This is a genomic window from Ruegeria sp. (assembly GCF_028066395.1).
Classification (GTDB): domain Bacteria; phylum Pseudomonadota; class Alphaproteobacteria; order Rhodobacterales; family Rhodobacteraceae; genus Ruegeria.
Map to the genome: position 1 here is coordinate 4,360 of NZ_JALCBM010000019.1, position 26,256 is coordinate 30,615.

A 26,256-nucleotide genomic window follows, 5' to 3' on the forward strand; every position below is an offset into this window, starting at 1 on the left:
GGCGCGTCCGAGGGCATGATGATGACCGAGGATGTACCATGTTGCGCCGCTGCATAGGCCACCCCCTGTGCGTGGTTGCCTGAGGAATAGGCGATCACCCCTCGCGCCCTCGCGCTCTCATCCAGTGCGGAAATGGCCGACCACGCACCGCGAAACTTGAAGCTGCCGGTGTGCTGCAGGCATTCCGGTTTGACCAGAACGCGCCGCCCGGCAATCTCATCCAGAAACGGAGAAGTCAGGAGCGGCGTTTCCCGCACATGTCCTTGCAACCGCGTCGCGGCGGCTTCGATCATGTCCAATGTGCTCATGTTTTTCCCAATAAATTGCGAAAAGGGATGCCAAATCCGGTCATAACCCGGCCAGTTCCGGGATCGTCGTCAGGTCCGGCAGAACATGCGCCGGGGTCCAGGGCAGGCGATCCATCGGTTCGCCCGCGCGGTTTACCCAGGCGGTGACAAAGCCGTACCCGCTAGCCCCGGCGGCGTCCCAGCCGTTTGAGCTGACGAACAGAACCTCGTCCCGGGCGCAGCCGAACCGGTCCTGCACCAGATCATAGACCCGGACATGCGGCTTGAAGACACCGACGCTTTCCACCGACAGCACGTCATCCAGCACATCGCCGATCCCCGCCGATTGTACCGCCCCGTTCAGCATCGGGGGTGAGCCGTTGGACAGGATCGCCGTCTGCATCCCGCCGGCCTTCAGCGCGGCCAGCATGGCGGGAACCTCGGGGTAGGCCTGCAACTCCCAATACAGGTCCAGCAGGCGCTGCCGCAGGGGGGCGTCGCCTTGCAGGCTCACAGCCTCCAACGCCCAATCCAGACCGTCCTGCGTGACATCCCAGAAATCGGCATGGGCATCGGTTACGGCACGCAGCCAAGTATATTGCAACTGTTTCAGGCGCCAATGGTTCGCCAGTTCCGGCCATTTGTCGCGTAACGCGTCGAACCCCGGTTCGTCGGCGGCCTGTCGCGCGGCGGCGGCCACGTCGAACAGCGTGCCATAGGCGTCGAATACGCATGTGGTGATTGCCATCTGATCCTCCCCTGATCGGGCGCAGGTACACACAATGGTTTGATCGGCCAAAGGGTCAAGGGTTTACAATACCGTGTCAGTGCCTAGGCTGCGCCGTTCAACCCCCTGAGGCCGGAGGCCCCCATGACCGCAATCAAATCAGGCGACACGGTTCGCATTCACTACACCGGGACATTGCTGGACGGCAAAGTGTTCGACAGTTCCGATGGGCGCGATCCGCTGGAGTTTGTGGTCGGCTCGGGCCAGATCATTCCCGGTCTGGATGCGGCGCTGCCGGGCATGGAACAAGGTGAGAAAAAGCGGGTCGAGATTGCCTGCGCCGATGCCTACGGCCCGATCAACCCCGGCATGCGACAGGAAATCCCGCGCGAAGGCATTCCTGACGACATCCCGCTGGAACCCGGCACGCAGCTGCAGATGCAGACGCCGCAGGGACAGGCCGTACCGGTGGTCGTGGTCGAGGCCAATGAGGCCACCGTGACGCTGGATGCCAACCACCCGCTGGCCGGGCAGGATCTGGTTTTCGAGTTCGAGATTGTCTCGATCAACTAAACCCTAAAGTCTTTCGAGAAATCGTTGAGGCATATGGATCGCCAATGTCCCGAGAATGCCAAAGGCATGGCAGGGTATTGGCGATTCAGCTTTTTCTCGAACGGCTATAGGATCAAAACCCGGGTATCTGGCCGACAAGCGATTCGATGGCCCTGACGACCTCTGGTTGTGTGAAGAACACGAAGGCGGTCAGCAGGGCGACCAGCGCAACCAGCAGGATGCGCGCACGGCTGCTGCGCAATCCATGCCCGGTTTTGGCCTGCATTGCGCGTTCATTGCTGGCGAGGATGTGGTCTACTTTGCTCATGCACCAATCCCTGCCGGTCAAAGATGGTTAAATCTTGACCCCGGCAGGGAAAGATATGGTCACATCGCCTCGGGCTGCGGCATGCCGAGGATGTGATAGCCGCCATCCACCCGGATGATCTCACCCGAGGTGAAGGCTCCAGCGTCCGATGCCAGATAGACGGCGGTGCCGCCCACAGCCTCAAGCGTCGCGTTCGAGCGCAGGGGGGCGTTCTGGTCGCAGAACTTGTAGGTCTTGCGTGCGCCGCCGATGGCGGCCCCGGCCAGGGTTTTCATCGGACCGGGCGAGATCGCGTTCACGCGGATGCCTTCGGGGCCCAGATCATTGGCCAGATAACGCGTCGCCGATTCCAGCGCCGCCTTGGCCACGCCCATCACGTTGTAATTCGGCACAACCTTGTTCGAGCCCTGATAGGTCAGGGTCAGCAGCGTGCCGCCATTGTCCTTCATCATCGGATAGGCGCGGCGGGCGACCTCGATAAAGGAATAGGCCGAGACATCCATCGAGTGCTTGAAATTGGCGCGGGTGGTATTCAGGAACCGGCCCGTCAGTTCGGATTTGTCCGAATAGGCGATGGCGTGAACCACAAAGTCGATGGTGGGCCAGCGGGCGGCCAGTTCACCAAAGGCGCGGTCCAGCGATTCGTCATCGGTCACATCCGCGTCGACCATGAAGTCGCTGCCCAAGCTTTGGGCCAGCGGCTCCAGCCGTTTGCCGAAAGCTTCGCCCTGATAGGTAAAGGCCAGCTCGGCCCCCGCCTCGTGCATGGCCTTGGCAATGCCCCAGGCAATCGAACGGTCATTTGCGACGCCCATAATCAGGCCGCGTTTACCCTTAAGAAGATCCGACATCACATTCACCCGTTATACTTCGACAGAACCATGGACCCGTTTGTGCCACCAAAGCCGAAGCTGTTGGTCATCACGCTGTCCAAGCCTGCGTTTTCAACCACTTGAGTTGCAATTTCACCGGGCAGGATGCCTTCGGCAAGGTCGTCGACATTGATCGACGGAGTAATAAAGTCATTGTCCAGCATCAGCAGGCAGAAGATCGCCTCCAATGCGCCAGCCGCGCCCTGTGCGTGGCCCGTCATGGATTTGGTGGACGAGATCGGCGGCACGTTGCCTTCGCCAAAGATGCGGCGCACGGCCTCGACCTCTCCGACATCGCCAACCGGGGTCGAGGTGCCGTGGGCGTTGATATATCCAACCTTGCGGCCTTCGGGCAGGGTGGACAGGGCCAGACGCATCGCGCGCTCGCCGCCTTCGCCCGAGGGGGCCACCATGTCATGGCCGTCCGAGGTGGCGGCGTAGCCGGTCACTTCGGCGTAAATCTTGGCACCGCGGGCCAGCGCGTGTTCCAGATCTTCCAGCACGACGATGCCGCCGCCGCCGGAAATCACGAAGCCATCGCGGTTCTGGTCGAACGCGCGCGAGGCTTTTTCGGGCGTGTCATTGTATTTCGACGACATCGCGCCCATCGCGTCGAACAGGCAGGACAGGGTCCAATCCAGTTCCTCGCCCCCGCCTGCGAACATCACATCCTGCTTGCCCAGCATGATCTGTTCCGCCGCGTTGCCGATACAATGCAGCGAGGTCGAGCAGGCCGAGGTGATCGAATAGTTGATCCCCTTGATCTTGAACGCGGTCGCGAGGTTCGCGGAAATCGTCGAGCACATGCATTTCGGCACCGCAAACGGCCCGATCCGCTTGGTCGCGCCGGATTTCAGCACGGTCTGATGGGCGGTCAGCATGGCGCTGGTCGATGGCCCGCCCGACCCGGCCACCAGACCGGTGCGCGGATTGACCACCTGATCCTCGGTCAGACCGGAATCGGCAATCGCCTGGCTCATCGCGATATGGGCATAGGCTGCACCGGGGCCCATGAAGCGCAGGGTGCGCTTGTCCACATGCTCGGCCACGTCGATCTTGAGCGTTCCGGCGATCTGGCTGCGAAAGCCGTGTTCGACCATCTGCTCATTGGCCACGATCCCGGATGTGCCGGATTTGAGCGAGGTCAGAACCTCTTCGGCATTGTTCCCGATGGAGGACACAACCCCCAGACCGGTGACGACGACGCGACGCATATGCGTACTCCTGTATTCCGTTCCCTGTTGAGTGTCCGTCAGGTGGGATCAGCTTTCGGACAATGCAACCTTCATGTCCTTGACCTGATAGATCACTTCGCCATCCGCTTCGACCCGGCCATCTGCCACACCCATGGTCAGGCGACGGGTTTGCACGGCCTTGGTGAAATCAACGTAGTAAGTCAGCATCTTGCGGTCGGGGCGGACCATGCCGGTCAGCTTGACCTCGCCCACACCCAGCGCATACCCGCGCCCCTGCCAGCCGCGCCAGCCCAGGTTGAAGCCGGTCAACTGCCACAGCCCGTCCAGACCCAGACAGCCGGGCATGATCGGGTTGCCGGGGAAATGGCAGTCAAAGAACCACAGGTCCGGTGTGATGTCGAATTCGGCCACCACATGGCCTTTGCCATGCGCGCCGCCATCGCCCGAGATATCGGTGATCCGGTCCATCATCAGCATCGGCGGGGCGGGCAGCTGTGCGTTGCCGGGGCCGAATAAATCGCCGCGGGCGCATTTCAGCAGATCTTCCTTGTCAAAGCTGCTTGGGAATTGGGCCATTCTGCCGCCTCTCCTGCCAGTGGTCCGTTTCTTTAATCTGGCCTCGTCTAGCACCCGTATGCAAGGTCCTGCAAGAGTGGCACGCCACATCATGTTGTGGTTGCGACATTCTTTTTGTTGCGCCTGCGACATTCTTTGCGAATGAATTTCATTTGAAATTGCAGGGCAAGCGCCCCTATATATACTGTCAGCAACAACGGGTATCGGATTCATGACACCTCAGAGCCACGAAATCGCGACCAACTGGCTGGTCGATGCGGGATTGCGCCCCACCCGGCAGCGGGTGGCGCTGGCCGAGTTGCTGGTGGGCGACGGGCGGCATCGTCACGTGACCGCCGAAAGCCTGTTCGATTCCGCCAAGCGCAACGGTGACGCGGTGTCGCTGGCGACCGTCTACAACACGCTGCGTGCGTTCTGTGATGCGGGTGTGTTGCAGGAAATCACCGTGGACGGGTCGAAAAGCTATTTCGACACCAACACCCATGATCACCCGCATTTCTTCTGGGAAGACGAAGGTCGGCTGAGCGATGCGCCCTCGGATCAGTTGGTGATCCAGCGTCTGCCGGAAGCCCCCGAAGGGGTCGAGATCGCCTCGGTCGATGTGGTGATCCGTCTGCGCAAGACACCGTAAACCGGGACCTCAGGCTGTATCGAGGCGATTCGTCGTGCCTTTCACAGGTATGGCCGCTGCCGATGCGGTGAAAAATCGCGCCTTTGCCAAAGATTGGGTTTGAACAGGCGGGCAATTCATGCCCATATCCGCCTGTTTTCCCATGGAGGCCGGTATGACACACCCCCTTGTTTCTCAAGAGATGATCGACACCTACCAGACCGACGGCGTGGTGCTGGTCAGGGGGCTGTTTGTCGATCACGTGGACACTCTGCGCGACGGGGTGGCGGCCAATATGGCCGAGCCCGGGCCTTACGCGTCCGAGAACAAGAAGACAGGCGAGACGGGCCTGTTCTTTGATGATTACTGCAACTGGACCCGCATTCCGCAGTTTCGTGCGGTGATCGAGAATTCTCCGGCAGCGGAAGTGGCGGCTGACCTGATGCGGTCACAGACGGTGCAGATGTTCCATGATCACGTGCTGGTCAAGGAGCCGGGCACGTCGATGGCGACGCCGTGGCATCAGGATGGGCCGTATTATTTCGTCGAAGGGCAGCAGACGGTCAGCTTCTGGTCACCGCTGGACCCGGTGAAACAGGCAACGCTGCGTTGCGTGGCGGGGTCGCATCGGTGGGAGAAAGAGGTTCTGCCGACCCGCTGGGTATCTGAAGAAGGCTTTTTCGCCGATGAGGGCCAGTACATCCCGGTTCCCGACCCCGACGCCGAAGGTATGAAAGTGGTCGAGTTCGAGATGGAGCCGGGTGACGCGGTGGCCTTCAACTATCGCACGCTGCATGGCGCGCGGGGCAATCAGTCGGATAGCCGCCGCCGCGCGTTTTCGCTGCGGCTGGTGGGGGATGACGCGCGGTATGTGGAACGGCCCGGGCGCACCTCGCCTCCATTTCCCGGGCATGAGATGGTGCCGGGGCAGCGCTTGCGCGAAGATTGGTTTCCGGTTTTGTTGAAGCGTTGAATATTGGGGGCTCTGCCCCCGTCGCGGCAGGCCGCGACTCCCCCGGGATATTTTTGGCCAGATGAAGGGCGGATCAGAACCATTGTCCCGGTTCGATCAGGCCCAGATCGAGCAATTGGCGCGAGGTCCATTGGAACTCGGTCGAGTTGCGCCAGCGGAAGCTGGGGATGTCGAAGGTTGATCCGGCGTTCCGTTTCAGGGCCTTGGCGGCGCGGAACGAGCAGATGGCGGCGGTCAGGTTGTGATGCCAGGGGCAGGAATAGGTGTTGTATTCTAGGTCGCTAAACGTGTGGTCGGGCTGCAGCGTCAGGCCCTTTTTCGATTTGAACAGCGCGATCCGGTCGATGCGGCGGCGGGCATAGGGGATGTGATCCTCGAACCGCCAGCGCAGGCCGCCGGACATGTCCAGTTGACGATCCTGAGCGTGACCCGCCGTGTCGTGGCGAGCGTGGGCATAGTAGCCGGTGCGGTCCAGCAGGGCGTGTTCGACGGAAACTCCGTCGGGATGGGCTGACAGATCGCCTGCATATAGGTCGATCACATGGGTCAGCATGGCGCTACGGCGCTCTTCCGTGTGGAAGGCCAGCAATTCGCCGACCGTGCGCGTCTCGCAAAATGGAAAGAACAGGTATTCGGCGTTGTAGCAGTAATACATCCACAGCGGTGGAGCGGCCTCGATGATCCGGTTAATCGTGTCGAACACCACCGCTCGCGGCGCGCAGGTCAGGGGGACGCGGTGGATGGTCTCGGCCAGGTCTGTATCGATCTGGAAATCCGGAGGCATGAAGGCGATCACCGATTTGAAGCCCAGCGTCAGGTGATGGCGCAGGGTGCTTTCGATCTCGACATCGTCTTCGGCGAAAATCAGGGCGACGGGGCCTTTGGCCAGTGCGGCCTGGCCGGTTTTCAGAAAATGCGGAAGGGATTCGTATTGCATTGCCTGTTTGCCGTCGCCTTGCTGGAATTTCCTGTCAAATTCGGGTAATTGCGCCAGCATTGCAAGCGGCGTTCGATGCGTATAGACGACGCCGATCCAGCGAATGCAAAGGCCCGCCCCATGTCCGAACCGAAAAAGCTGTATATCAAGACCTATGGCTGTCAGATGAATGTCTATGACAGCGAACGTATGTCCGAGGCGCTGGGTGGGCAGGGCTATGTCGAAACCAAGTCGCCCGATGATGCAGATATGATCCTGCTGAACACCTGCCATATCCGCGAAAAGGCGGCCGAGAAGGTGTATTCGGAACTGGGCCGGTTCAAGGGGCTGAAGGCGGAAAAGCCCGATCTGAAAATCGGTGTCGCGGGCTGTGTCGCGCAGGCCGAGGGTGAGGAAATCATGCGCCGCCAGCCTCTGGTCGATCTGGTGGTGGGGCCGCAAAGCTATCACCGCCTGCCCGAGATGGAGGCCAAGACCCGCGCTGGTGAAAAGGCGCTGGATACGGATTTCCCCGAAGAGGATAAGTTCGAGAAACTGAAAAACCGCCCCAAGGCCAAGCGTGGCCCCACGGCGTTTCTGACCGTGCAGGAAGGGTGCGACAAGTTCTGTGCTTTCTGCGTGGTGCCTTATACGCGCGGGGCCGAGGTCAGCCGCCCGGCGGATCGCATTATCCGCGAGGCGCAGGATCTGGTCGAACGCGGGGTGCGCGAGATCACTCTGCTGGGGCAGAACGTGAACGCCTATCACGGGGCCGGGCCGAATGGGGATATGACTCTGGCCGGGCTGATTTGGGAGTTGAACAAGGTCGACGGGCTGGAGCGTATTCGCTTTACCACCTCGCACCCCAACGACATGGGTGATGACCTGATCGAGGCGCATGGCACCTGTGACAAGCTGATGCCGTATCTGCATTTGCCGGTTCAGTCGGGCTCGGACCGGATATTGAAGCGGATGAACCGCAGCCACACCGCCGAAAGCTATCTGCGTCTGATCGAGCGTATCCGCGCGGCGCGGCCTGATATCCTGATGTCTGGCGATTTCATCGTCGGTTTCCCGGAAGAGACGGATGAGGATTTTCAGGCCACGCTGGATTTGGTGGAACAGGTTCGCTACGGCTATGCCTATTCCTTTAAATACTCGACACGCCCCGGCACCCCTGCGGCAGAACGGCCACAGGTTGACGGTGAAGTGGCAGATGAGCGTCTGCAACGCCTGCAGGCCATGATCACCCGTCATCAGCGGGAAATTCAGGATGAAATGGTCGGACGGACGGTGAATGTTCTGTTCGAAAAGCCGGGTCGTCAGCCACAGCAGATGGTGGGAAAATCCGAGTATCTGCACGCGGTTCACGTCACCAACCCTGATCTTGCGATTGGTGATCTGCGGCGGGTTCGAATCACCGGCTCGGGCGCAAACTCGCTGGCGGGCGAAGTGATCTGACAAGAGGCGCAGATGTCATATCTGACGCTCCTTCAGGAAATTAACCCTTGATTTAGGGCTTGGAACTATGTTCCGAGAAACCCAGATTTTTCGCGGGATTGGTTTCGGCTTCCGTGGAATCTCTGCCCGGGTCTTCATTTCGGGACCCGCGTGATGGAGGACGCGAGTGGTGAGTCGGAAGGTGTTTCAGGGACGGTGTTTGTCCCGTGTTTTCAGTGCGATGGTGATTGCGGTTCTCAGTGCCGTCCCGACCCTGGCGGGGGATGTGATCGGGGATGTGACCGAACCTGACATCATCGCGCCGCAATCGTCCACTCAGGATGCCAGCGCGTTTTATCTGGGGGTCAGTGGCGGATACGCATCGGGCGGCTCGGATGAGTTCGGTCTGCGCACCGCTGGCGGCCTGTTCTCGATTGGGGATGTGTCCCCGAACGGCGCCTATGGCGGTATCCGGGGCGGATGGCGGGGCATTCTGCCCGCGCGCGTCGGACGTGATTTCGTATACGGTGTTGAGGTGGGGTACGATTTCGGCACCCTTGATGACAGTAGCTCCACGGTGATCATGGGTATTCCTGTCACGGCGGGATCATCGATTTCAGACGTGTTGTCGGTTCGACTGCGCAGCGGGCTGCGTAACCGCAACAGCAGCATCCTGTATTTTGGGACCATCGGCTATGTGCAGGGCGATATCATGACCTCGGCCAGTATCACAGGCGGCGGCGCGTTTCAGGTGCAGGACCGGCGCAACGGCTTTTCCGCCAGTCTGGGGGCGGAACATCAGCTGAACAAGAATTGGTCGATCACCGGTGAAATCGAATATGTGCAGTTCGAATCAAGGACCATTGATCTGGGTGGTGGTTTTTCCACCAAATCAACGCCCAGCTTCACCGGGTTGCGGTTTGGTCTGAACTATACGTTCTGACGCCGACCTGCTGATGACTGAAAAACGGGTGCTTTGCCCGTGGCATTGGCGCTTTTGTCATCGACCCCGGAAAATTTGAATCTGCGCCTTGCGTCGGTCTGAAATTGTTGTCACGCTCAAGGGTGAAACGCCAAGACAGGAGAACGTATTGGCCATCGGTGCCCTGACCCCACCGCAAGATGACATGCCCCAGCGTGAGGCGCTTGTTGAATTCCCAGACAACCGATTGTTAATCGATCTGTGCGGCGAATATGACCGCAACCTTGCCGAGATCGAACAGAAGCTGACCGTCCAGATCGTGCGGCGCGGCAACCAACTGGTCGTCATGGGCGAAGAGGATGCGCAAAAGCAGGCGGTCGAAGTGCTTCAGGCGCTCTATACCCGGCTGGAAGGCGGGCGCGAGGTTGAGGCCGCCGATGTCGACCGCGAGCTGCGCATGGGCAATTCCGAGGACGGAACCGGCACCCGCGACGGTGATCAGCTTGAAATGTTCAAGGGCGGCACCGTCGAGATCAAGACCCGCAAGAAACTGGTCGAACCGCGTACCGATGCGCAAAAGGCCTATGTTCAGTCGCTGTTTCAGAACGAACTGGCCTTTGGCATCGGCCCGGCGGGGACCGGCAAGACCTATCTGGCGGTTGCTGTTGGCGTGTCGATGTTCATCGGCGGGCATGTGGATCGCATCATCCTCAGTCGCCCGGCGGTCGAGGCCGGGGAAAAGCTGGGCTATCTGCCCGGTGACATGAAGGACAAGGTCGACCCTTACATGCAGCCGCTTTATGACGCGCTGAACGATTTTCTACCGGGCAAGCAACTCGCCAAATTGATCGAGGAAAAGCGAATCGAAATCGCCCCGCTGGCCTTCATGCGGGGGCGCACGCTAGCCAATGCTTTCGTGGTTCTGGATGAGGCGCAGAATGCCACCACCATGCAGATGAAGATGTTCCTGACCCGTCTGGGCGAGGGCAGCCGCATGGTCATCACCGGCGACCGGTCGCAGGTCGATCTGCCGCGCGGTGTGCAATCGGGTCTGGCTGATGCAGAACGGCTGTTGAAGACAATCCCCAATATCAGCTTCAACTACTTCACCTCGAAAGACGTCGTGCGCCACCCGCTTGTCGCCGCCATCATCGAGGCGTATGAGGCCGACGCGGGTTAGGTTGCCAGAATCCCGCGCTGGGATTTGGTGCGAAACGTCATGAACCTTGAAATCACGATCGAGGATGACCGCTGGCAGGGCCTGACCGCCCTGTCCCATGTGGCTATTGCTGCCGTTCTGGATCACTGCGGCCTTGATCCGGAAATCTGTGAAATCAGCCTTTTGGGCTGCAATGACGCCCGAATTGCCGAACTGAACGCCGAGTTCCGCGAAAAACCCACGCCCACAAATGTGCTGAGCTGGCCTGCCGAAGATCTGTCACCGGACACCCCCGGCCAGACCCCGGCCCCCGCAACGCCTGATTTCACAGGGGAAATCGCGCTGGGCGACATCGCGATCTCATACGACACTTGCGCGCGTGAGGCCGCCGAGGCGGGCAAACCCATGGACGATCATGTGACACATTTGATCATTCATGGACTGTTGCATTTGCTGGGCTACGATCACATTCGTGACCCCGACGCCACTTTAATGGAAGCGGTCGAGGTCGAGATACTTGGCAAAATGGGTATTGATGACCCATATAATACGTAATGTGGGCCATTCGGCCCGGTCAATTGGAACAGAGAAATGGGCGACACAGACGGCAGTTCTAGGGCAGCGCAACGCGCGCACCCTCAGGACGGCACCACCGAGATAGAAGAGAAAAGCGGATTTTTCTCGCGTATTATTGATGCGTTTTCTCCGCAGGACGCGGAAGAGCCAGCGGCGATCAATGGCCATAATTCGATCAACCCGCAGTCGCGCGGCATGATCAACCTGCGTCGGATGCGGGTCGAGGATGTGGCGATCCCAACGGCAGAGATCATCTCGGCCCCGGTGACGATCTCCAAGGATGAACTGGCCTCGGTCTTTCGCGACAGTGGCCTGTCCCGGATACCGGTTTATGATGGCACGCTGGACAGCCCTTTGGGCTTTGTCCACCTCAAGGACTTCGCACTGACCCACGGGTTCAACGGTGGCTCGACCGAGTTTGACCTGAGTTCGATGCTGCGCACGCTGCTGTTTGTGCCGCCCTCGATGCCTATCGGGGTGCTGCTGACCAAGATGCAGACCCAGCGTCGCCATATGGCACTGGTCATCGACGAATATGGCGGTGTGGACGGGCTGTTGACGATCGAGGATCTGATCGAACAGGTCGTCGGCGAAATCATTGACGAACACGACACGGATGAAGGCCAGCTCTGGGTGCAGGAAAAGCCCGGCTGCTATCTGGTGCAAGCCCGCGTCCCGCTTGAGGATTTCGAGGCCGAGATTGGCCGCTCGCTGACCAGCCACGAAGATGTGGACGAGGAAGAGATCGACACGCTGGGCGGTCTGGTCTTCATGCTGTCGGGCCGGGTGCCCGCGCGGGGTGAGGTGGTTCTGCATCCCGAAGGCCCCGAGTTCGAGGTGCTGGATGCCGATCCCCGCCGCATCAAGCGTCTGCGTGTCATGCTGCCGGACCTCGTTACATGAACCCAGCGCAGGGCTGGCCCTTTTGGCTGCGGCTTGCCTGCGCGGCGGCGCTTGGGGTGCTGGGCGCCTTTGGGCTGGCGCCGTTCGGCTATTGGTGGGCGACGCTGCTGGCGCTGATCCTGATCGCGCCCTTGTTTCTGACCACTGAAACCCGTGGACGGGCCGCCATCATGGGATGGGCATTTGCCACGGGGTATTTCGCCAATGCGCTTGGCTGGATCGTCGAGCCTTTTCAGGTCGATGCCGAGCGCCACGCCTGGATGGCGCCCTTTGCCTTGATCCTCATGGCGGGCGGTTTGGCCTTGTTCTGGGGGCTGGCCTTCTGGGGTGCGCGGCGGCCAGAGGGCCCGCCTGTTCGGCAAGCCTTGCTGCTAGCGGTCAGCCTTGGCCTGGCTGAATTCGGCCGGGGCTACCTGATGACCGGATTTCCCTGGGCCGGGATTGCTCAGGTCTGGGTCGATACGCCGGTTGCGCAAATGTTGTCGCTGGTGGGGCCGTATGGGGTGGGTGCACTGACCTTTGTGGCAACGCTGCCCTTGGGGGCGGCCTTAGCCGAGCGTCGAGGTCTGGCTGCGCCCATTGCTACGCTGATCGGCCTCGCCGCCCTGTCGCTGGCTTACGCCGCAACGCGTCCCGACGTGACCCAAACCGGTCACATTGTCCGGCTGATCCAACCCAATGCGCCCCAGCACCAGAAATGGGACCCGGACTATGCGCCGCTGTTCTTTGCCCGCCAGATCGAGTTCACGGCGGCCGAGCCGCGCCCCGATCTGATCGTCTGGCCCGAAACCGCTGTGCCTGCGTGGCTGCACAACGCTCAACCCTATCTGTCAGCCATTGCCGATGCGGCGCAGGGGACACCGGTGTTTCTGGGCATCCAGCGGGCTGAGGGGCCGCGCATTTATAACTCGATGATTTCCCTTGATGCTGACGGTCGGCAGATGGGGCTGTATGACAAACATCACCTCGCGCCGTTCGGGGAATATGTGCCCTTCGGCGATCTGATGGCGCGTTTTGGCATACACGGTCTGGCCGCGACTACCGGAAACGGGTTCAGCGCCGGGCCGGGTGCGGCGCTTCTGGATGCGGGCGCTTTGGGAAAAGCCCTGCCGCTGATTTGTTATGAGGCCGTTTTCACGCAGGATGTGCTATCTGCCCCCGGGCGTGCGGATTTCCTGATGCAGATCACCAATGACGCCTGGTTCGGCACAAGGTCCGGCCCCTACCAGCATCTGGCGCAGGCCCGGATGCGCGCCATCGAACAGGGCCTGCCGATGATGCGCGCCGCCAATACCGGAGTATCGGCAATGATCGATCCGCTGGGGCGCATAACCGACGCGCTGCCGCTGGGGCAGGCCGGGTATATTGATGCGGTAATGCCGCACCCTCAGCTGCCGACAATTTATTCTCGTATCGGGGATTATCCCATCCTGATCCTGCTTTTTGTTTCCTTTTTGCCGCTCTGGCAGGCTGCCCGGCGGGCCGCTGCATAAATACCGATTGACCCAGTCTTTTAGCGGGCGTATCCCAACGAACGCCTGTCACAACGGCTTCCTGGCGTGGCAGAGACATCTTAATGGAGCACTTTCATGTCCCGACAGCACTACACATTTACTTCGGAATCCGTTTCCGAAGGGCACCCGGACAAGGTCTGTGACCGGATTTCCGATGCCGTTCTCGATGCCTTTCTGAACGAAGAACCCGAAGCGCGCGTGGCGTGCGAAACCTTTGCCACCACCAACCGCGTGGTGATCGGGGGTGAGGTCGGTCTGTCGGATCAGGACAAGCTGCACGATTATATGGGCCGCATCGACCGGATCGCGCGCGATTGCATCAAGGATATCGGGTACGAGCAGGACAAGTTTCACCACGAAACGGTCGAGGTGACGAACCTTTTGCACGAACAATCTGCGCATATTGCACAAGGCGTGGATGCCGCGGACGACAAGGACGAGGGCGCCGGGGATCAGGGGATCATGTTCGGCTACGCCACCATGGAAACGCCTGCGCTGATGCCTGCACCGATCCAGTATTCCCACGCCATCCTGCGCCGTCTGGCTGAGGTGCGCAAAAACGGGTCCGAGCCCGCGCTGGGTCCGGACGCGAAATCGCAGCTCTCGGTGGTCTACCGCGACGGTAAACCGGTCGGCGTCAGCTCGATCGTGCTGTCGACCCAGCATCTGGACGAGGCGCTGAGCTCAAATGACATCCGCGCCATCGTCGAGCCCTATATCCGCGAAACCCTGCCCGAGGGCTGGCTGAGCGCCGAGACCGAATGGCACGTAAACCCCACCGGCAAGTTCGTGATCGGCGGCCCGGACGGTGATGCGGGCCTGACCGGGCGCAAGATCATCGTGGATACTTATGGCGGTGCCGCGCCTCATGGCGGTGGAGCCTTCTCGGGCAAGGACCCGACCAAGGTGGACCGCTCGGCGGCCTATGCGGCGCGCTATCTGGCCAAGAACGTGGTGGCTGCAGGAATGGCCGAACGCTGCACCATCCAGCTGAGCTATGCGATCGGCGTCTCGAAACCGCTGTCGATCTATGCGGACGCCCATGGCACGGGCCAGATCAGCGATGCCGAGATCGAACAGGCTGTCGGACAGGTCATGGACCTGACCCCGCGCGGCATTCGTCAGCATCTGGAACTGAACAAACCGATCTACCAGCGCACCGCAGCCTATGGCCATTTCGGGCGTGATCCCGAAGCGGATGGCGGTTTCAGCTGGGAACGCACCGATCTGGCAGACGCGCTGAAAAAGGCTGTCTGAGCGGATGTAATCCAAAGGTGCGCCCTGACGGGCGCGCTCTTCTTCTTGTTTCAAATACGGCGGGGGTCGCTATTGGTTGCGCCATTGGTCCGAGAAACCAATGGCGACGGGCAGAGCCCCCACCTCCACCCTTGCCACCAAGCGCGCCCCGCAGTATGGGCAGCGCCATGAGCACCCAGACCCCGCAACGCCCCCGCAGAAACTTCTATGGCCGCTTCAAGGGCAAGACCCTGAAGCAAAGTCAAAAGACGTATCTGAACGAAGACCTCGACGCTCTGTCGCCGGGTGCGGTGGATTGGGACACCAACCCCGAACGCACGCCTCTGGACCTGCAAAACCTGTTCCGGGGCAAGGATGTCTGGTTAGAGGTCGGCTTTGGCGGCGGTGAGCATCTGGTGCATCAGGCCGCGAGCAACCCCGATATCGGCATCATCGGGGCCGAGCCTTATATCAACGGCGTCGCGATGCTATTGGGCAAGATCCGCAAAGCTGGTGTGGACAATCTGGCCGTGCATCCCGGCGATGCGCGCGATCTGTTCGATGTGCTGCCCGAGGCCAGCATTTCACGTGCCTTTCTGCTCTATCCTGATCCGTGGCCCAAAACCCGGCATCACCGCCGCCGGTTCGTCACACAGGAACATCTGGAACCGCTGGCCCGTACCCTGAAGCCGGGATCGATTTTCCGCGTCGCCACCGACATTCCCGACTATGTCCGCCAAACGCTGGAAGAGGTCCCGCGCGCCGGGTTCGAATGGCTGGCCGAACGTCCCGAAGACTGGCGCGAACCTTGGGATGACTGGATTTCCACCCGCTACGAACAAAAGGCCCTGCGCGAAGGGCGGGTGCCCCATTACCTGACCTTCCGCCGCACAGGCTGATTGCCGCTGGACCATCCGGCCCCAATTCGCTAATCGGCTTGGGCACTGATAGCGAAAACAGGAGCCCTCATGTCCGGACACGGCACGCCCATCCCGATGACCTCACATCCCTGCGGCCCGCTGACCGGCACGGCCGAAGTGCCGGGCGACAAGTCGATCTCGCACCGGTCGCTGATCCTGGGCGCGATGGCGGTGGGTGAGACGAAAATCTCGGGCCTGCTGGAAGGTGAGGATGTGCTGGACACCGCCAAGGCCATGCGCGCCTTTGGCGCTGAGGTGACCGATCACGGCAATGGTGAATGGACGGTGCATGGCGTGGGCGTCGGTGGTTTTGCCGAACCCGATCAGGTGATCGATTGCGGAAATTCGGGCACCGGGGTGCGGCTGATCATGGGGGCGATGGCCACCTCTCCGATCTCGGCGACCTTCACCGGTGATGCCAGTCTGAACAAACGCCCCATGGCACGCGTCACCGATCCGCTGGCGCTGTTTGGTACACAGTCCGTTGGCCGTTCGGGCGGCCGCCTGCCGATGACCATCGTAGGCGCGGCCGATCCGGTTCCGGTGCGGTATGAGGTGCCGGTGCCCTCGGCGCAGGTGAAATCCGCTGTGCTGTTGGCTGGGCTGAACGCGCCGGGCAAGACCGTGGTGATCGAGAAAGAAGCCACCCGTGACCATACCGAACGGATGCTGGCGGGCTTTGGCGCTGAGATCACCGTTGAGGATACAGATGAAGGCCGCGTGATCACCCTGACCGGACAGCCCGAATTGAAGCCGCAGGTCATTGCCGTTCCGCGTGATCCCTCCAGCGCGGCATTTCCGGTTTGTGCGGCGCTGATCACGCCGGGCTCGGACGTGTTGGTGCCGGGTATCGGCCTGAACCCAACCCGCGCCGGTCTGTTCACCACGCTGCGCGAGATGGGCGCTGACCTGACTTATGAAAACGAACGCATCGAAGGCGGCGAACCCGTCGCCGATTTGCGTGCAAAATACTCACCCAACATGAAGGGGATCGAGGTTCCGCCGGAACGCGCCGCTTCGATGATTGACGAATACCCCGTTCTGTCAGTGGTCGCGGCCAACGCGACCGGCACCACGGTGATGGGTGGCGTCAAGGAATTGCGCGTCAAGGAAAGCGACCGGATCGACGCCATGGCCCGCGGGCTGCGCGCCAATGGCGTGACAGTCGAGGAAGGCGATGACTGGTGGTCGGTCGAGGGGCTTGGCATCGGCAACGTCCCCGGCGGCGGCATCTGTGAAAGCTTTCTGGATCACCGCATTGCCATGTCATTCATGGTGATGGGCATGGGCGCGAAAACCCCCGTCTCGGTAGATGATGGCGGCCCGATCGCCACTTCGTTCCCGATATTCGAGCCCCTGATGGCCGGTCTGGGTGCCAAGGTAGAACGTACATGAGTTTCACCGTCGCCATCGACGGCCCCGCAGCGGCGGGCAAGGGGACCATTTCCAAGGGTGTGGCAACGCATTTCGGGTTTGCGCATCTCGATACCGGGCTGCTTTACCGCGCGGTGGGTCGGCGCGTGCTGGAGGGGCAGGAGGCCGTTGCTACGGCTCAGGCCTTGACCGCCGAAGAATTAGGGCAGGGTGATCTGCGCACGGCCGAAATCGCTCAGGCGGCCTCCAAGGTTGCGGTGATCCCCGGTGTCCGCGCCGCCCTGGTCGATTTCCAGCGTGCCTTTGCGCGCCGCGCGGGCGGGGCGGTTCTGGACGGGCGTGATATCGGGACGGTGATCTGTCCACGGGCCGAGGTGAAACTGTTCGTCACCGCCAGCGCCGAGGTGCGCGCCGAACGTCGGTATCTGGAGCTGAGTGCCAAGGGTGCGGATGCAACCCGCGAACAGGTTCTGGCCGATGTGCGTGAACGCGATGCGCGCGACGCTGACCGCAGCACCGCGCCGATGAAACCGGCCGAGGATGCGGTTCTGCTGGATACCTCGGACCTCAGCATCGAACAGGCGCTGGCGCAGGCCATCGCGCTTATTCAGACCAAACTGCCTTAAGGGGCAGACGGAAACACTGTTCACCAAGCTTTGTTTGGCCTGCGTGCGGGGCCGCTCCTATTGTTGGATTATCCTGTGTAGGAGATACAAAATGATCCGACTTGCCCTTGCGCTGATTTTTCTGGCCACCAGCCTGACCGCTCAGGAGGCCGAGCCTCCGATGGATTACGAAAGGCTGGGCAAGATTCTGTTTGCCCTTGACCCCGAGGCGCAACCGTTTGGGCCGGGGTTTCAGCTGACCGTGTCGGATGAAACGGTTCTGGTGATCACCGACGCCACCACCGATCGGATGCGGGCCATGGTTGCGATCCGCAGCGCCGCTGATCTGTCAGACGAAGACCTGATGCGCATGATGCAGGCCAATTTCGACAGCACATTGGACGCGCGGTATGCCGTTGCCAACGGCACGCTGTGGGCTGCGTTCATTCACCCGCTGTCGCCGTTGGAGAAAGATCAGCTGATTTCCGGTCTGGCGCAGGCGGTAAACATCGCCAAGACCTATGGCACGCTCTATTCCAGCGGTGTGGCGCAGTTCGGGGGCGGTGACAGCAATGACCTGCAGCGTGCCCTGATCGAAGAGCTTTTGAAAAAAGGCGAGGAGATCTGATCCACGCCTGAAACATGCGCTGTCCCCGGTGCCGGGCGGGTGTGCATGCAGGGTATGGTATCATAGGCTCTAGCTGAACGCAGGAAAGGTGTTATAGTTTCTCTCAAGCAAAAAGGGACAGCTGCAAGACAAACCCCGAAATAAGGGGAGGCAGCGACGAACTCCCTTCAGCCAACAGGGACGGAACAAAATGAACAATCGTTTGCGCAAACTCACTATCGTGGGCGGCGGTACGGCAGGTTGGATGACCGCGCTGATCCTCGACATGGTGTTTTCCCGCACGTCATCGCAAAAAGATCGCCCGCGCATCTGCCTGATCGAAAGCCCCAACATCGCCACCGTGGGTGTGGGTGAGGCCACGGTGCCGCGCATGCCGGTCACGCTGCGTCAGGCGGGCATTTCAGAGCGGGATTTTTTCCGCGAGACCAACGCGTCATTCAAGCTGGGTGTGAAGTTCTGCAACTGGAACAAGGACCCAAAGGGGAAACGCATCGACTATGTGAACCCTTTCGCCCACGGCCAGATGCTGGAGGGGTTGGAAGCTGCCGAGTATTTTCTGCGCCTGGGCAACGGGGATCGGGATTTTACGCAATCCATCGCTCCGCATGATGATCTGGCTCGCCTGTGCAAAGGCGCGCGGCAGTTGGGTCAGCCCGAATTCGAACAGCGCTTTGGTTACGCCTACCATCTGGATGCGGTGAAATTCGCAGGCATGCTCACCCAGGTCTGCACCCGGCGCGGGGTGGAGCATATCCAGGATGAGGTGCAATCGGTCGAACTGGATGAACAGGGCAATGTCAGCCATCTGATGTTAGAGCGTAACGGCCGCCACGACATCGAGATGGTCGTGGATTGCACCGGGTTCCGCGGATTGATCATCAATCAGGCTCTGGGTGAGCCGTTTATGGATTACTCGGACTATCTGCCCAATGACCGGGCCATGGCGTTGCAGATCGAACATCCCAATCCACGGAAGATCGAAAGCGTAACCCGGTCCACCGCCCTTGGTGCCGGTTGGACGTGGCGGGTGCCGCTCTATAACCGTGTGGGTACGGGCTATGTGTTCTCATCCGCGCATCGCACCGATGATCAGGCGGCGGATGAATATCTGGAATGGCTGGGTGACAGCGGCAAGGGCGCAACGCCGCGGGTGATCCCGATGCGCGTCGGACGTGTGCGCAATGCATGGGTCAAGAACTGCGTGGCGATTGGCCTGTCCGGCGGATTTATCGAACCGTTGGAAAGCACTGCGATCCACATGATCGATCACGCGGTGCGCTGGTTTGCCGAACATCTGCCCACCCGGGACATCGAGCCACCCCTGCGGGACAGATACAACCGGCAGATGGACAAGCTTTATAACGAGGTGCTTGAATTCATCTGCCTGCACTATCGGTTGGGCAACCGCACGGATGATCAATATTGGATCGACGCGCGCACCGAGATGAAGATACCTGATCGGCTGGCCGAGAATCTGGAGCTGTGGCAGCACCGCCTGCCTATGGAGCACGATATCGAATTCGCCACACTGTTTGACCATCGCGTGTATCAGACGGTTCTTTTGGGCAAACAGGTCTATGATACGGGCTATGGCCCCGGCATCCGCGACCGTCTGAGGCCGTTGAACAAGGCGATCTGGTTCCAGTGGTGGAAAGGCGCGAAAGTGGATCTGGCGCGAATACTCAAGGTAATGCCGGATCACAAAACCCTGCTGCGCGATATTCGGGGCGAACTGGAAAAACCGGCGGCCTTTACCAAGGCCGGGGCGATGAGCCCGACCGTGGCAATGCCGGGTGCGGCGCAGGGTTCCGTATCGATCCAGAACATGCCGAACTTTGCCGAAATCCAAAGCGGCACGAAGGATTTGCAGCTGTTCTAGGCGCGCTTTTCGTAGCGCAGTGCCTACTTAAGATCAGGAAGGGGGCAGGGTGTCAAAACCCTGCATTCAAACTGGTCAGGTGCCCGCGTTCTGTGCATTTTCCCTGAGAAGCACCACGCTTGCAGCAAGCGTCGGGCACTGTTGTGCTGCCCTCTGACCTGCGCCGAAGTATCCTTTTGACGCCAGGTCACGAAATTGTGTGGCAAGCAGGATACAGTTAACGAAAGGTTAACAAGCCAAGTACCGCATCGACAGACAAAGGCCCGACCGGCGTCTAGGAAGCCCGCTCAAAACATAAAAACAAGGTGCGGAATGAGTACTAATTTCAAATCCCTGGCGACGGGCCTTGCCCTTGCTGCGGCTATCCCTTCATTGGCTGCGGCAGACGGAAAACTGACTGTGCGTGGTGGGTACGGGGGGTCCTTCTCCGATTATCTCTATGCTTATGATGAAGTCGATCAGACCACGATCGATTCAAGCTACGGAGAGGGGTTTTTTGGGCAGGTTGCCTATTCCAACGATGCGATGTTCGGGGCCTATGGTGGTGAACTGAGCTTTACCTACAACCGTTTGTCAGGCGATTCGGCGTATGATGACGGTGGCAGATGCTCGACCCTTGATATCATTTCGCTGTCTCATGATCTGTGCATGGAAGGTGCCGAGACATCCAGCGGAACATGGTTCGGTCAGTTCCGCGCAATGGCGGCCTATGAACCATCGGATAACGGATTGCAAATTCTGGGCGGATTGAGCGTTCTGGACTTTTCTTCGGATTCCCATGGCATGATGATTTTCCCGGGTGAGTTCTCGGAGCAGCGTCGCGCAACGGATTATACCGGTCTGGGCCTCGTGATCGGCGCGCGTAAATCGGTTGCGATCTCACAGAAGGTCACGCTCCAGTTGGAAGGCTTTGCAGGCGCCTATACCGGCAACCGCGATCTGCGGATCAACGACGAATACGAAGGTGCGGTTGGTGCCTTGTCTTCGCGCGACCGTCAAACCGTGTTTTCACTGGATCTGGCTGCCAGCGTCGCACTGCCGGTGGACAAACTCCGCGAAGGAAGCTTGTTTGAGGTCGGCGTTGCCTATTCCCGCCTGTTCAACGTGATGGACACGACCAACTACAATCCGGACATATTGGCCGCCATCGGCAGCACCGGGTCTTTGGACGCGGATGTCGACGCGCTGTCGCTGTTTTTCGGCGTGCAGATTCCGATGTGACCCTGATCCGGCGGCTTCCACTTGCCTGACGTGCCAGAAGCCTTTATAGAGCGCCCGTCAACAAGGTGAAAACGCCGGATAACATCGAGAGCGAGCAGGGTCGGGACCCCCGGCCCTCTTTGTTTTGCGGCAGCCAAGACCAATCCGGCCCGTGCCAAGCGGGCTTCAAACAAGACCGGCGGAGACAACCGCTCGGCCAGCAAAAACGTTATGTAAAGGAAACAAACGCCACATGGCTAACGCATCCATGGAGGAATTCGAAGCCCTCCTGAATGAAAGCTTCGAAATGGACACGCCCGAAGAGGGTTCTGTTGTCAAAGGCAAGGTTCTGGCGATCGAAGCCGGCCAAGCCATCATCGACGTAGGCTACAAAATGGAAGGCCGCGTTGATCTGAAAGAATTCGCAAATCCCGGCGAAGCCCCTGAAATCGCTGTAGGTGACGAGGTCGAAGTGTACCTGCGTGCCGCAGAAAACGCCCGTGGCGAAGCCGTCATCTCGCGCGAGATGGCCCGCCGTGAAGAGGCATGGGACCGTCTGGAAAAAGCATATGCCGACGACCAGCGCGTCGAAGGTGCAATCTTTGGCCGCGTCAAAGGTGGCTTCACCGTCGATCTGGGTGGCGCAGTTGCGTTCCTGCCCGGCTCGCAGGTTGACGTCCGCCCCGTGCGCGACGCTGGCCCGCTGATGGGTCTGAAGCAGCCGTTCCAGATTCTGAAAATGGACCGCCGCCGTGGCAACATCGTTGTCTCGCGTCGTGCAATCCTGGAAGAATCACGTGCCGAACAGCGTGCCGAGGTTATCGGCAACCTGTCCGAAGGTCAGACCGTCGAGGGTGTCGTCAAGAACATCACCGAATACGGTGCATTTGTTGACCTGGGCGGCGTTGACGGCCTGCTGCACGTCACCGACATGGCATGGCGCCGTGTGAACCACCCGTCCGAGATCCTGACGATCGGCGAAACCATCAAGGTTCAGGTCATCAAGATCAACAAAGAGACCCACCGCATCAGCCTGGGCATGAAGCAGCTGCAGGAAGATCCGTGGGATCTGGTTGCTGCCAAGTACCCGCTGGGCTCGGTCCATCAGGGTCGCGTCACCAACATCACCGACTACGGCGCGTTCGTCGAGTTGGAAGCTGGTGTCGAAGGTCTGGTGCACGTGTCCGAGATGTCCTGGACCAAGAAAAACGTCCACCCCGGCAAGATCGTTTCGACCAGCCAGGAAGTCGACGTCATGGTTCTGGAAATCGACGGCGCCAAGCGTCGCGTGTCTCTGGGCCTCAAGCAGACCATGCGCAACCCGTGGGAAGTGTTTGCAGAAACACACCCCGAGGGCACCGAGGTCGAAGGCGAAGTCAAGAACATCACCGAATTCGGTCTGTTCATTGGCCTCGAAGGCGACATCGACGGCATGGTTCACCTGTCGGACCTGTCCTGGGACGAGCGTGGCGAAGATGCGATCCAGAACTACCGCAAAGGCGACGTCGTTCAGGCGGTTGTCTCGGAAGTTGATGTTGAGAAAGAGCGTATCTCGCTGTCGATCAAAGCCCTGGGCGGTGACAAGTTCGCCGAAGCCGTGGGCGGCGTGAAGCGTGGCTCGGTCATCACTGTCGAAGTCACCGCAATCGAAGATGGCGGCATCGAGGTGGAATACGAAGGCATGAAATCCTTCATCCGCCGTTCCGACCTGAGCCGTGACCGTGCCGAACAGCGCCCCGAGCGTTTCAGCACCGGTGACAAGGTCGATGTCCGCGTCACCAACGTCGACAGCAAGACCCGCCGTCTGGGCCTGTCGATCAAGGCACGCGAAATCGCCGAAGAGAAAGAGGCCGTGGAACAGTACGGTTCCTCCGACTCGGGCGCATCGCTGGGCGATATTCTGGGTGCAGCGCTGAAATCGGGCGACTAAGCCCGGGGCGCATCCCAGACATGATTTTCGGCCTCGCGCATCCGCGCGGGGCCGTTTTTGTTGCGAATCAACATGTTCCAAATTTTCGGGTTATTCGGCCAATCACCTGCGCTTTAAGTGGGGAATCTGTCCAGTTCGGCAAAAAATCGCGTGAGTTTCCTGAAAATTGCGGCCCAAGCACACAGAGTTTACGTTCCCCCTTTCGGGGTTTTTTCCTATACTGCCCAGAACAGTAGGCATGATTAACCCGGTACCTGGGAGGGTAACACGCATGATCCGTTCAGAACTGATTCAAAAAATCGCCGATGAGAACCCGCATCTTTATCAACGCGACGTCGAACGGATCGTAAACACTGTCTTCGAAGAAGTGACCGATGCCATGTCGCGCGGCGACCGGGTCGAGCTGCGCGGTTTCGGGGCGTTTTCGGTGAAAAAGCGCGACGCGCGCGTGGGTCGCAACCCGCGCACCGGCGAGACGGTGCAGGTCGAGGAAAAATGCGTGCCCTTCTTCAAGACCGGCAAGTTGCTAAGGGATCGATTGAACGGTAAAGCCTGACCCCATGATGCGCTATCTACGATATGGATTCCTGGCAGTGCTGGGAATTGTTCTGGTGTCGATCTCGCTGGCGAACCGCCAGATGGTCGAACTGAAACTGATGCCCGATGCCCTGTCCGAGCTGCTGGGCTTCAACCTCTCGACCTCTTTGCCGCTGTTCATTGTGGTTCTGGGCGGGGTTATTGCCGGTCTGGTGATCGGCTTCCTGTGGGAATGGCTGCGTGAACACAAGCATCGCCGCGACGCCACCGCCAAGACCAGCGAAGTGCGCAAGCTTGAGCGTGAGGTCAAGAAACTCAAGAAAAAGCAGAATGAAGGGCAGGACGACGTTCTGGCCCTGCTGGATGAGGCAAGCTGAGGCCCGTCATGCCCGCTGATATTCGCGTTAAAATCTGCGGCCTGACCGCCCCCAATCACGTGCGCGCAGCGGCGGATGCGGGTGCGGGTTATGTCGGGTTTGTGTTTTTCCCGAAATCTCCAAGACATATCGGGCCAGAGGCTGCTGCCGCTCTGGCACAGCATGTGCCTGCGGGGGTTGCCAAGGTTGCGTTGACCGTCAACGCAACCGATCAGGAGCTGGACCATATTCTGTCCACCGTGCCGCTGGATATGTTGCAACTGCACGGCAAAGAAAGCCCCGAACGTGTGCAGCAGGTACGCGACAGGTTCGGTTTGCCGGTGATGAAGGCCATCGGCGTGGCCGAGGTCGACGACCTTGCGGCCATTGATCTTTATTCTGACGTGGCCGACCAACTGCTGATCGATGCCAAGCCGCCGCGGAACGCGGACCTGCCCGGTGGGAACGGTTTGTCCTTTGATTGGCGCCTGCTGGCCGGACGCAAATACTGGCGCAAGCCCTGGATGCTGGCCGGAGGGTTAACCCCCCAGAATGTGGCTGAGGCGGTTCGGATGACCGGCGCGCAGCAGGTGGACGTCTCCTCCGGGGTGGAAACTGCGCCGGGGGTCAAGGACGCGGGGTTGATCCGCGCGTTCATCGAAGCCGCCCGCTGATCCCATTTGCACAGCGCGTGATTGCGATTTGCGATGGCAAATCCTGTCGTCACCTCCTATGAACATCGGGTACGACGAGGGAGACACCCATGGCCAACGATCTTTTCAATTCCTTCATGTCCGGCCCGGATGAACAGGGCCGTTTCGGCATCTTCGGCGGGCGGTTCGTCAGCGAAACGCTGATGCCCCTGATCCTGTCGCTGGAAGAGGAATATGAAAAGGCCAAGGACGATCCCACCTTCTGGGCCGAGATGGACGATCTGTGGGCCAACTATGTGGGCCGCCCCTCGCCGCTCTATTATGCCGAACGGCTGACCGAGCATCTGGGCGGCGCGAAGATTTATCTGAAGCGTGATGAACTGAACCACACCGGCGCGCATAAGATCAACAATGTGCTGGGCCAGATCATTCTGGCGCGGCGCATGGGCAAGACCCGGATCATTGCGGAAACCGGGGCAGGGCAGCACGGCGTGGCCACCGCCACCGTCTGCGCCAAGTTCGGGCTGAAATGTATCGTCTATATGGGCGCGCATGACGTGCAGCGTCAGGCCCCCAACGTGTTCCGCATGCGCCTGCTGGGGGCCGAGGTGATCCCGGTGACAAGCGGTAGAGGAACCCTGAAAGATGCCATGAATGACGCGCTGCGCGACTGGGTGACCAATGTGCGCGACACGTTCTATTGCATCGGCACCGTGGCCGGTCCGCACCCATACCCGGCGATGGTCCGCGATTTCCAGTCGATCATCGGCAAGGAAGCGAAAGAGCAGATGCACAAGGCCGAAGGCCGCCTGCCCGACACCATCATCGCTGCCATCGGCGGCGGATCGAACGCGATGGGCCTGTTTTATCCGTTCCTCGACGATAAATCCGTCAACATCATCGGCGTCGAGGCTGGTGGCAAAGGCGTCAATGAGAAGATGGAGCATTGCGCCTCACTGACCGGAGGACGCCCGGGCGTGCTGCATGGCAACCGGACCTATCTGCTGCAGGATGATGACGGGCAGATTCTGGAAGGCTATTCAATCTCGGCCGGTCTGGATTACCCCGGCATCGGGCCCGAGCATTCGTGGTTGAACGACATTGGCCGCGCGAATTATGTCTCGATCACCGACAAAGAGGCGCTGGAGGCGTTCCAGCTGTGCTGCGCCACCGAAGGCATCATCCCGGCGCTGGAGCCAAGCCACGCGCTGGCCCATGTGATGAAGATCGCGCCCGATCTGCCCAAGGACCACCTGATCTGCATGAACATGTGCGGACGTGGCGACAAGGACGTGCAGACTGTGGCCAAATATCTGAACTTTGATATGTCAGATACCGAAGGGCGCAGCGCCGATTGAGTGAAAAACCGGCCCTTTGGGCCGGTTCT

Annotated in this window: 28 protein-coding genes and 1 riboswitch; of the genes, 21 read left to right on the top strand and 7 right to left on the bottom strand. The window is 60.2% G+C overall.

Features of this window, described 5'->3' with window-relative positions:
• Together MPJ51_RS08230 and MPJ51_RS08235 are read right to left on the bottom strand one after the other, a co-directional pair.
• A partial coding sequence (locus MPJ51_RS08230; RefSeq protein WP_298384649.1) for a pyridoxal-phosphate dependent enzyme occupies positions 1-308 on the bottom strand: 308 nt, incomplete at its 3' end.
• A gap of 40 nt (positions 309-348) precedes the next feature.
• Positions 349-1,035 (bottom strand): haloacid dehalogenase type II, encoded by a 687-nt coding sequence (locus MPJ51_RS08235; protein ID WP_298384510.1) that lies wholly within the window; start codon positions 1,033-1,035, stop codon positions 349-351.
• A gap of 123 nt (positions 1,036-1,158) precedes the next feature.
• Here MPJ51_RS08235 and MPJ51_RS08240 point away from each other — a divergent pair, with 123 nt between their 5' ends.
• Positions 1,159-1,587: a peptidylprolyl isomerase gene (locus MPJ51_RS08240; RefSeq protein ID WP_298384513.1), complete on the top strand. Its 429-nt coding sequence runs from the start codon at positions 1,159-1,161 to the stop codon at positions 1,585-1,587.
• 112 nt (positions 1,588-1,699) lie between these two features.
• On the opposite strand, the gene MPJ51_RS08245 is transcribed toward MPJ51_RS08240, so the two are convergent.
• Genes MPJ51_RS08245 through fabA form a run of 4 tightly spaced genes read right to left on the bottom strand, consistent with a single transcriptional unit; the run spans position 1,700 to position 4,538 of the window.
• A complete protein-coding gene (locus tag MPJ51_RS08245; RefSeq protein WP_298384516.1) occupies positions 1,700-1,894 on the bottom strand; it encodes a hypothetical protein in 195 nt (64 codons plus the stop codon).
• 59 nt (positions 1,895-1,953) lie between these two features.
• A complete protein-coding gene (locus MPJ51_RS08250) occupies positions 1,954-2,745 on the bottom strand; it encodes an enoyl-ACP reductase (protein WP_298384519.1) in 792 nt (263 codons plus the stop codon).
• A 5-nt stretch (positions 2,746-2,750) separates the two neighbouring features.
• Positions 2,751-3,980, bottom strand: a complete 1,230-nt coding sequence (gene fabB / locus MPJ51_RS08255; RefSeq protein WP_298384521.1) for a beta-ketoacyl-ACP synthase I — start codon at positions 3,978-3,980, stop codon at positions 2,751-2,753.
• A gap of 48 nt (positions 3,981-4,028) precedes the next feature.
• Positions 4,029-4,538: a bifunctional 3-hydroxydecanoyl-ACP dehydratase/trans-2-decenoyl-ACP isomerase gene (gene fabA, locus MPJ51_RS08260; protein WP_298384524.1), complete on the bottom strand. Its 510-nt coding sequence runs from the start codon at positions 4,536-4,538 to the stop codon at positions 4,029-4,031.
• A 211-nt stretch (positions 4,539-4,749) separates the two neighbouring features.
• On the opposite strand from fabA, the gene irrA reads away from it, so the two are divergent.
• Both irrA and MPJ51_RS08270 read left to right on the top strand, forming a co-directional pair.
• Complete coding sequence (gene irrA, locus MPJ51_RS08265) at positions 4,750-5,169, top strand: iron response transcriptional regulator IrrA (RefSeq protein ID WP_298384527.1); 420 nt, start codon at positions 4,750-4,752, stop codon at positions 5,167-5,169.
• 154 nt (positions 5,170-5,323) lie between these two features.
• Entirely contained in the window at positions 5,324-6,121 is a 798-nt protein-coding gene (locus tag MPJ51_RS08270) for a phytanoyl-CoA dioxygenase family protein (protein WP_298384530.1), read from the top strand.
• A 73-nt stretch (positions 6,122-6,194) separates the two neighbouring features.
• On the opposite strand, the gene MPJ51_RS08275 is transcribed toward MPJ51_RS08270, so the two are convergent.
• Positions 6,195-7,058, bottom strand: coding sequence for a hypothetical protein (locus MPJ51_RS08275; RefSeq protein WP_298384652.1), 864 nt, complete (start codon positions 7,056-7,058; stop codon positions 6,195-6,197).
• 120 nt (positions 7,059-7,178) lie between these two features.
• Between MPJ51_RS08275 and miaB the strand changes: the two genes are divergently transcribed.
• From miaB to trpB, 18 genes are all read left to right on the top strand, one after another.
• Complete coding sequence (gene miaB, locus MPJ51_RS08280; RefSeq protein ID WP_298384655.1) at positions 7,179-8,498, top strand: tRNA (N6-isopentenyl adenosine(37)-C2)-methylthiotransferase MiaB; 1,320 nt, start codon at positions 7,179-7,181, stop codon at positions 8,496-8,498.
• Positions 8,499-8,697: 199 nt separating this feature from the next.
• On the top strand, positions 8,698-9,420 hold the full coding sequence (locus tag MPJ51_RS08285) for an outer membrane beta-barrel protein (RefSeq protein WP_298384533.1): 723 nt from the start codon (positions 8,698-8,700) through the stop codon (positions 9,418-9,420).
• Between the two features lie 148 nt (positions 9,421-9,568).
• Complete coding sequence (locus tag MPJ51_RS08290; RefSeq protein ID WP_298384535.1) at positions 9,569-10,579, top strand: PhoH family protein; 1,011 nt, start codon at positions 9,569-9,571, stop codon at positions 10,577-10,579.
• A 39-nt stretch (positions 10,580-10,618) separates the two neighbouring features.
• On the top strand, positions 10,619-11,113 hold the full coding sequence (gene ybeY, locus MPJ51_RS08295) for an rRNA maturation RNase YbeY (protein WP_298384538.1): 495 nt from the start codon (positions 10,619-10,621) through the stop codon (positions 11,111-11,113).
• Between the two features lie 36 nt (positions 11,114-11,149).
• Positions 11,150-12,037, top strand: coding sequence for a hemolysin family protein (locus MPJ51_RS08300; protein ID WP_298384541.1), 888 nt, complete (start codon positions 11,150-11,152; stop codon positions 12,035-12,037).
• Positions 12,034-13,530, top strand: coding sequence for an apolipoprotein N-acyltransferase (gene lnt, locus MPJ51_RS08305; protein ID WP_298384544.1), 1,497 nt, complete (start codon positions 12,034-12,036; stop codon positions 13,528-13,530). The genes MPJ51_RS08300 and lnt overlap by 4 nt, the downstream gene beginning before the upstream one ends.
• A 42-nt stretch (positions 13,531-13,572) precedes the next feature.
• A riboswitch (SAM-SAH riboswitch) is annotated at positions 13,573-13,621 on the top strand.
• A gap of 5 nt (positions 13,622-13,626) precedes the next feature.
• On the top strand, positions 13,627-14,808 hold the full coding sequence (gene metK / locus MPJ51_RS08310) for a methionine adenosyltransferase (RefSeq protein WP_298384546.1): 1,182 nt from the start codon (positions 13,627-13,629) through the stop codon (positions 14,806-14,808).
• Positions 14,809-14,975: 167 nt separating this feature from the next.
• The gene (locus MPJ51_RS08315; protein ID WP_298384549.1) at positions 14,976-15,686 is read left to right on the top strand and encodes a tRNA (guanine(46)-N(7))-methyltransferase TrmB; all 711 of its coding nucleotides are present in this window, start codon (positions 14,976-14,978) and stop codon (positions 15,684-15,686) included.
• Positions 15,687-15,755: 69 nt separating this feature from the next.
• The gene (aroA, locus tag MPJ51_RS08320) at positions 15,756-17,102 is read left to right on the top strand and encodes a 3-phosphoshikimate 1-carboxyvinyltransferase (RefSeq protein ID WP_298384552.1); all 1,347 of its coding nucleotides are present in this window, start codon (positions 15,756-15,758) and stop codon (positions 17,100-17,102) included.
• Positions 17,099-17,707, top strand: coding sequence for a d(CMP) kinase (locus MPJ51_RS08325; RefSeq protein WP_298384554.1), 609 nt, complete (start codon positions 17,099-17,101; stop codon positions 17,705-17,707). Before aroA ends, MPJ51_RS08325 begins: the two co-directional genes overlap by 4 nt.
• Positions 17,708-17,798: 91 nt before the next feature.
• Positions 17,799-18,314 (top strand): hypothetical protein, encoded by a 516-nt coding sequence (locus MPJ51_RS08330; RefSeq protein ID WP_298384557.1) that lies wholly within the window; start codon positions 17,799-17,801, stop codon positions 18,312-18,314.
• Positions 18,315-18,504: 190 nt separating this feature from the next.
• Entirely contained in the window at positions 18,505-20,193 is a 1,689-nt protein-coding gene (locus MPJ51_RS08335) for a tryptophan halogenase family protein (protein ID WP_298384560.1), read from the top strand.
• A gap of 312 nt (positions 20,194-20,505) precedes the next feature.
• On the top strand, positions 20,506-21,414 hold the full coding sequence (locus MPJ51_RS08340; RefSeq protein ID WP_298384563.1) for a hypothetical protein: 909 nt from the start codon (positions 20,506-20,508) through the stop codon (positions 21,412-21,414).
• 232 nt (positions 21,415-21,646) lie between these two features.
• Positions 21,647-23,323 (top strand): 30S ribosomal protein S1, encoded by a 1,677-nt coding sequence (rpsA, locus tag MPJ51_RS08345; protein ID WP_298384565.1) that lies wholly within the window; start codon positions 21,647-21,649, stop codon positions 23,321-23,323.
• A gap of 271 nt (positions 23,324-23,594) precedes the next feature.
• On the top strand, positions 23,595-23,879 hold the full coding sequence (gene ihfB / locus MPJ51_RS08350; RefSeq protein ID WP_008758048.1) for an integration host factor subunit beta: 285 nt from the start codon (positions 23,595-23,597) through the stop codon (positions 23,877-23,879).
• A gap of 7 nt (positions 23,880-23,886) precedes the next feature.
• Positions 23,887-24,237, top strand: coding sequence for a LapA family protein (locus MPJ51_RS08355; RefSeq protein WP_298384574.1), 351 nt, complete (start codon positions 23,887-23,889; stop codon positions 24,235-24,237).
• A gap of 8 nt (positions 24,238-24,245) precedes the next feature.
• Positions 24,246-24,890 (top strand): phosphoribosylanthranilate isomerase, encoded by a 645-nt coding sequence (locus tag MPJ51_RS08360; protein WP_298384577.1) that lies wholly within the window; start codon positions 24,246-24,248, stop codon positions 24,888-24,890.
• Between the two features lie 89 nt (positions 24,891-24,979).
• A complete protein-coding gene (trpB, locus tag MPJ51_RS08365) occupies positions 24,980-26,227 on the top strand; it encodes a tryptophan synthase subunit beta (RefSeq protein WP_298384580.1) in 1,248 nt (415 codons plus the stop codon).
• The last annotated feature ends 29 nt before the right edge of the window (positions 26,228-26,256 follow it).

Bases quoted from the DNA above. Each gene is read 5' to 3' on its own strand.
- MPJ51_RS08235 (WP_298384510.1), bottom strand. From the start codon at position 1,035: ATGGCAATCACCACATGCGTATTCGACGCCTATGGCACGCTGTTCGAC.
- trpB (WP_298384580.1), top strand. From the start codon at position 24,980: ATGGCCAACGATCTTTTCAATTCCTTCATGTCCGGCCCGGATGAACAG.
- fabB (WP_298384521.1), bottom strand. From the start codon at position 3,980: ATGCGTCGCGTCGTCGTCACCGGTCTGGGGGTTGTGTCCTCCATCGGG.
- MPJ51_RS08355 (WP_298384574.1), top strand. From the start codon at position 23,887: ATGCGCTATCTACGATATGGATTCCTGGCAGTGCTGGGAATTGTTCTG.
- rpsA (WP_298384565.1), top strand. From the start codon at position 21,647: ATGGCTAACGCATCCATGGAGGAATTCGAAGCCCTCCTGAATGAAAGC.
- ybeY (WP_298384538.1), top strand. From the start codon at position 10,619: ATGAACCTTGAAATCACGATCGAGGATGACCGCTGGCAGGGCCTGACC.
- ihfB (WP_008758048.1), top strand. From the start codon at position 23,595: ATGATCCGTTCAGAACTGATTCAAAAAATCGCCGATGAGAACCCGCAT.
- lnt (WP_298384544.1), top strand. From the start codon at position 12,034: ATGAACCCAGCGCAGGGCTGGCCCTTTTGGCTGCGGCTTGCCTGCGCG.
- MPJ51_RS08360 (WP_298384577.1), top strand. From the start codon at position 24,246: ATGCCCGCTGATATTCGCGTTAAAATCTGCGGCCTGACCGCCCCCAAT.
- MPJ51_RS08300 (WP_298384541.1), top strand. From the start codon at position 11,150: ATGGGCGACACAGACGGCAGTTCTAGGGCAGCGCAACGCGCGCACCCT.
- metK (WP_298384546.1), top strand. From the start codon at position 13,627: ATGTCCCGACAGCACTACACATTTACTTCGGAATCCGTTTCCGAAGGG.
- miaB (WP_298384655.1), top strand. From the start codon at position 7,179: ATGTCCGAACCGAAAAAGCTGTATATCAAGACCTATGGCTGTCAGATG.
- irrA (WP_298384527.1), top strand. From the start codon at position 4,750: ATGACACCTCAGAGCCACGAAATCGCGACCAACTGGCTGGTCGATGCG.
- MPJ51_RS08315 (WP_298384549.1), top strand. From the start codon at position 14,976: ATGAGCACCCAGACCCCGCAACGCCCCCGCAGAAACTTCTATGGCCGC.
- MPJ51_RS08240 (WP_298384513.1), top strand. From the start codon at position 1,159: ATGACCGCAATCAAATCAGGCGACACGGTTCGCATTCACTACACCGGG.
- MPJ51_RS08335 (WP_298384560.1), top strand. From the start codon at position 18,505: ATGAACAATCGTTTGCGCAAACTCACTATCGTGGGCGGCGGTACGGCA.
- MPJ51_RS08340 (WP_298384563.1), top strand. From the start codon at position 20,506: ATGAGTACTAATTTCAAATCCCTGGCGACGGGCCTTGCCCTTGCTGCG.
- MPJ51_RS08250 (WP_298384519.1), bottom strand. From the start codon at position 2,745: ATGTCGGATCTTCTTAAGGGTAAACGCGGCCTGATTATGGGCGTCGCA.
- MPJ51_RS08325 (WP_298384554.1), top strand. From the start codon at position 17,099: ATGAGTTTCACCGTCGCCATCGACGGCCCCGCAGCGGCGGGCAAGGGG.
- MPJ51_RS08270 (WP_298384530.1), top strand. From the start codon at position 5,324: ATGACACACCCCCTTGTTTCTCAAGAGATGATCGACACCTACCAGACC.
- aroA (WP_298384552.1), top strand. From the start codon at position 15,756: ATGTCCGGACACGGCACGCCCATCCCGATGACCTCACATCCCTGCGGC.
- MPJ51_RS08245 (WP_298384516.1), bottom strand. From the start codon at position 1,894: ATGAGCAAAGTAGACCACATCCTCGCCAGCAATGAACGCGCAATGCAG.
- fabA (WP_298384524.1), bottom strand. From the start codon at position 4,538: ATGGCCCAATTCCCAAGCAGCTTTGACAAGGAAGATCTGCTGAAATGC.
- MPJ51_RS08275 (WP_298384652.1), bottom strand. From the start codon at position 7,058: ATGCAATACGAATCCCTTCCGCATTTTCTGAAAACCGGCCAGGCCGCA.
- MPJ51_RS08330 (WP_298384557.1), top strand. From the start codon at position 17,799: ATGATCCGACTTGCCCTTGCGCTGATTTTTCTGGCCACCAGCCTGACC.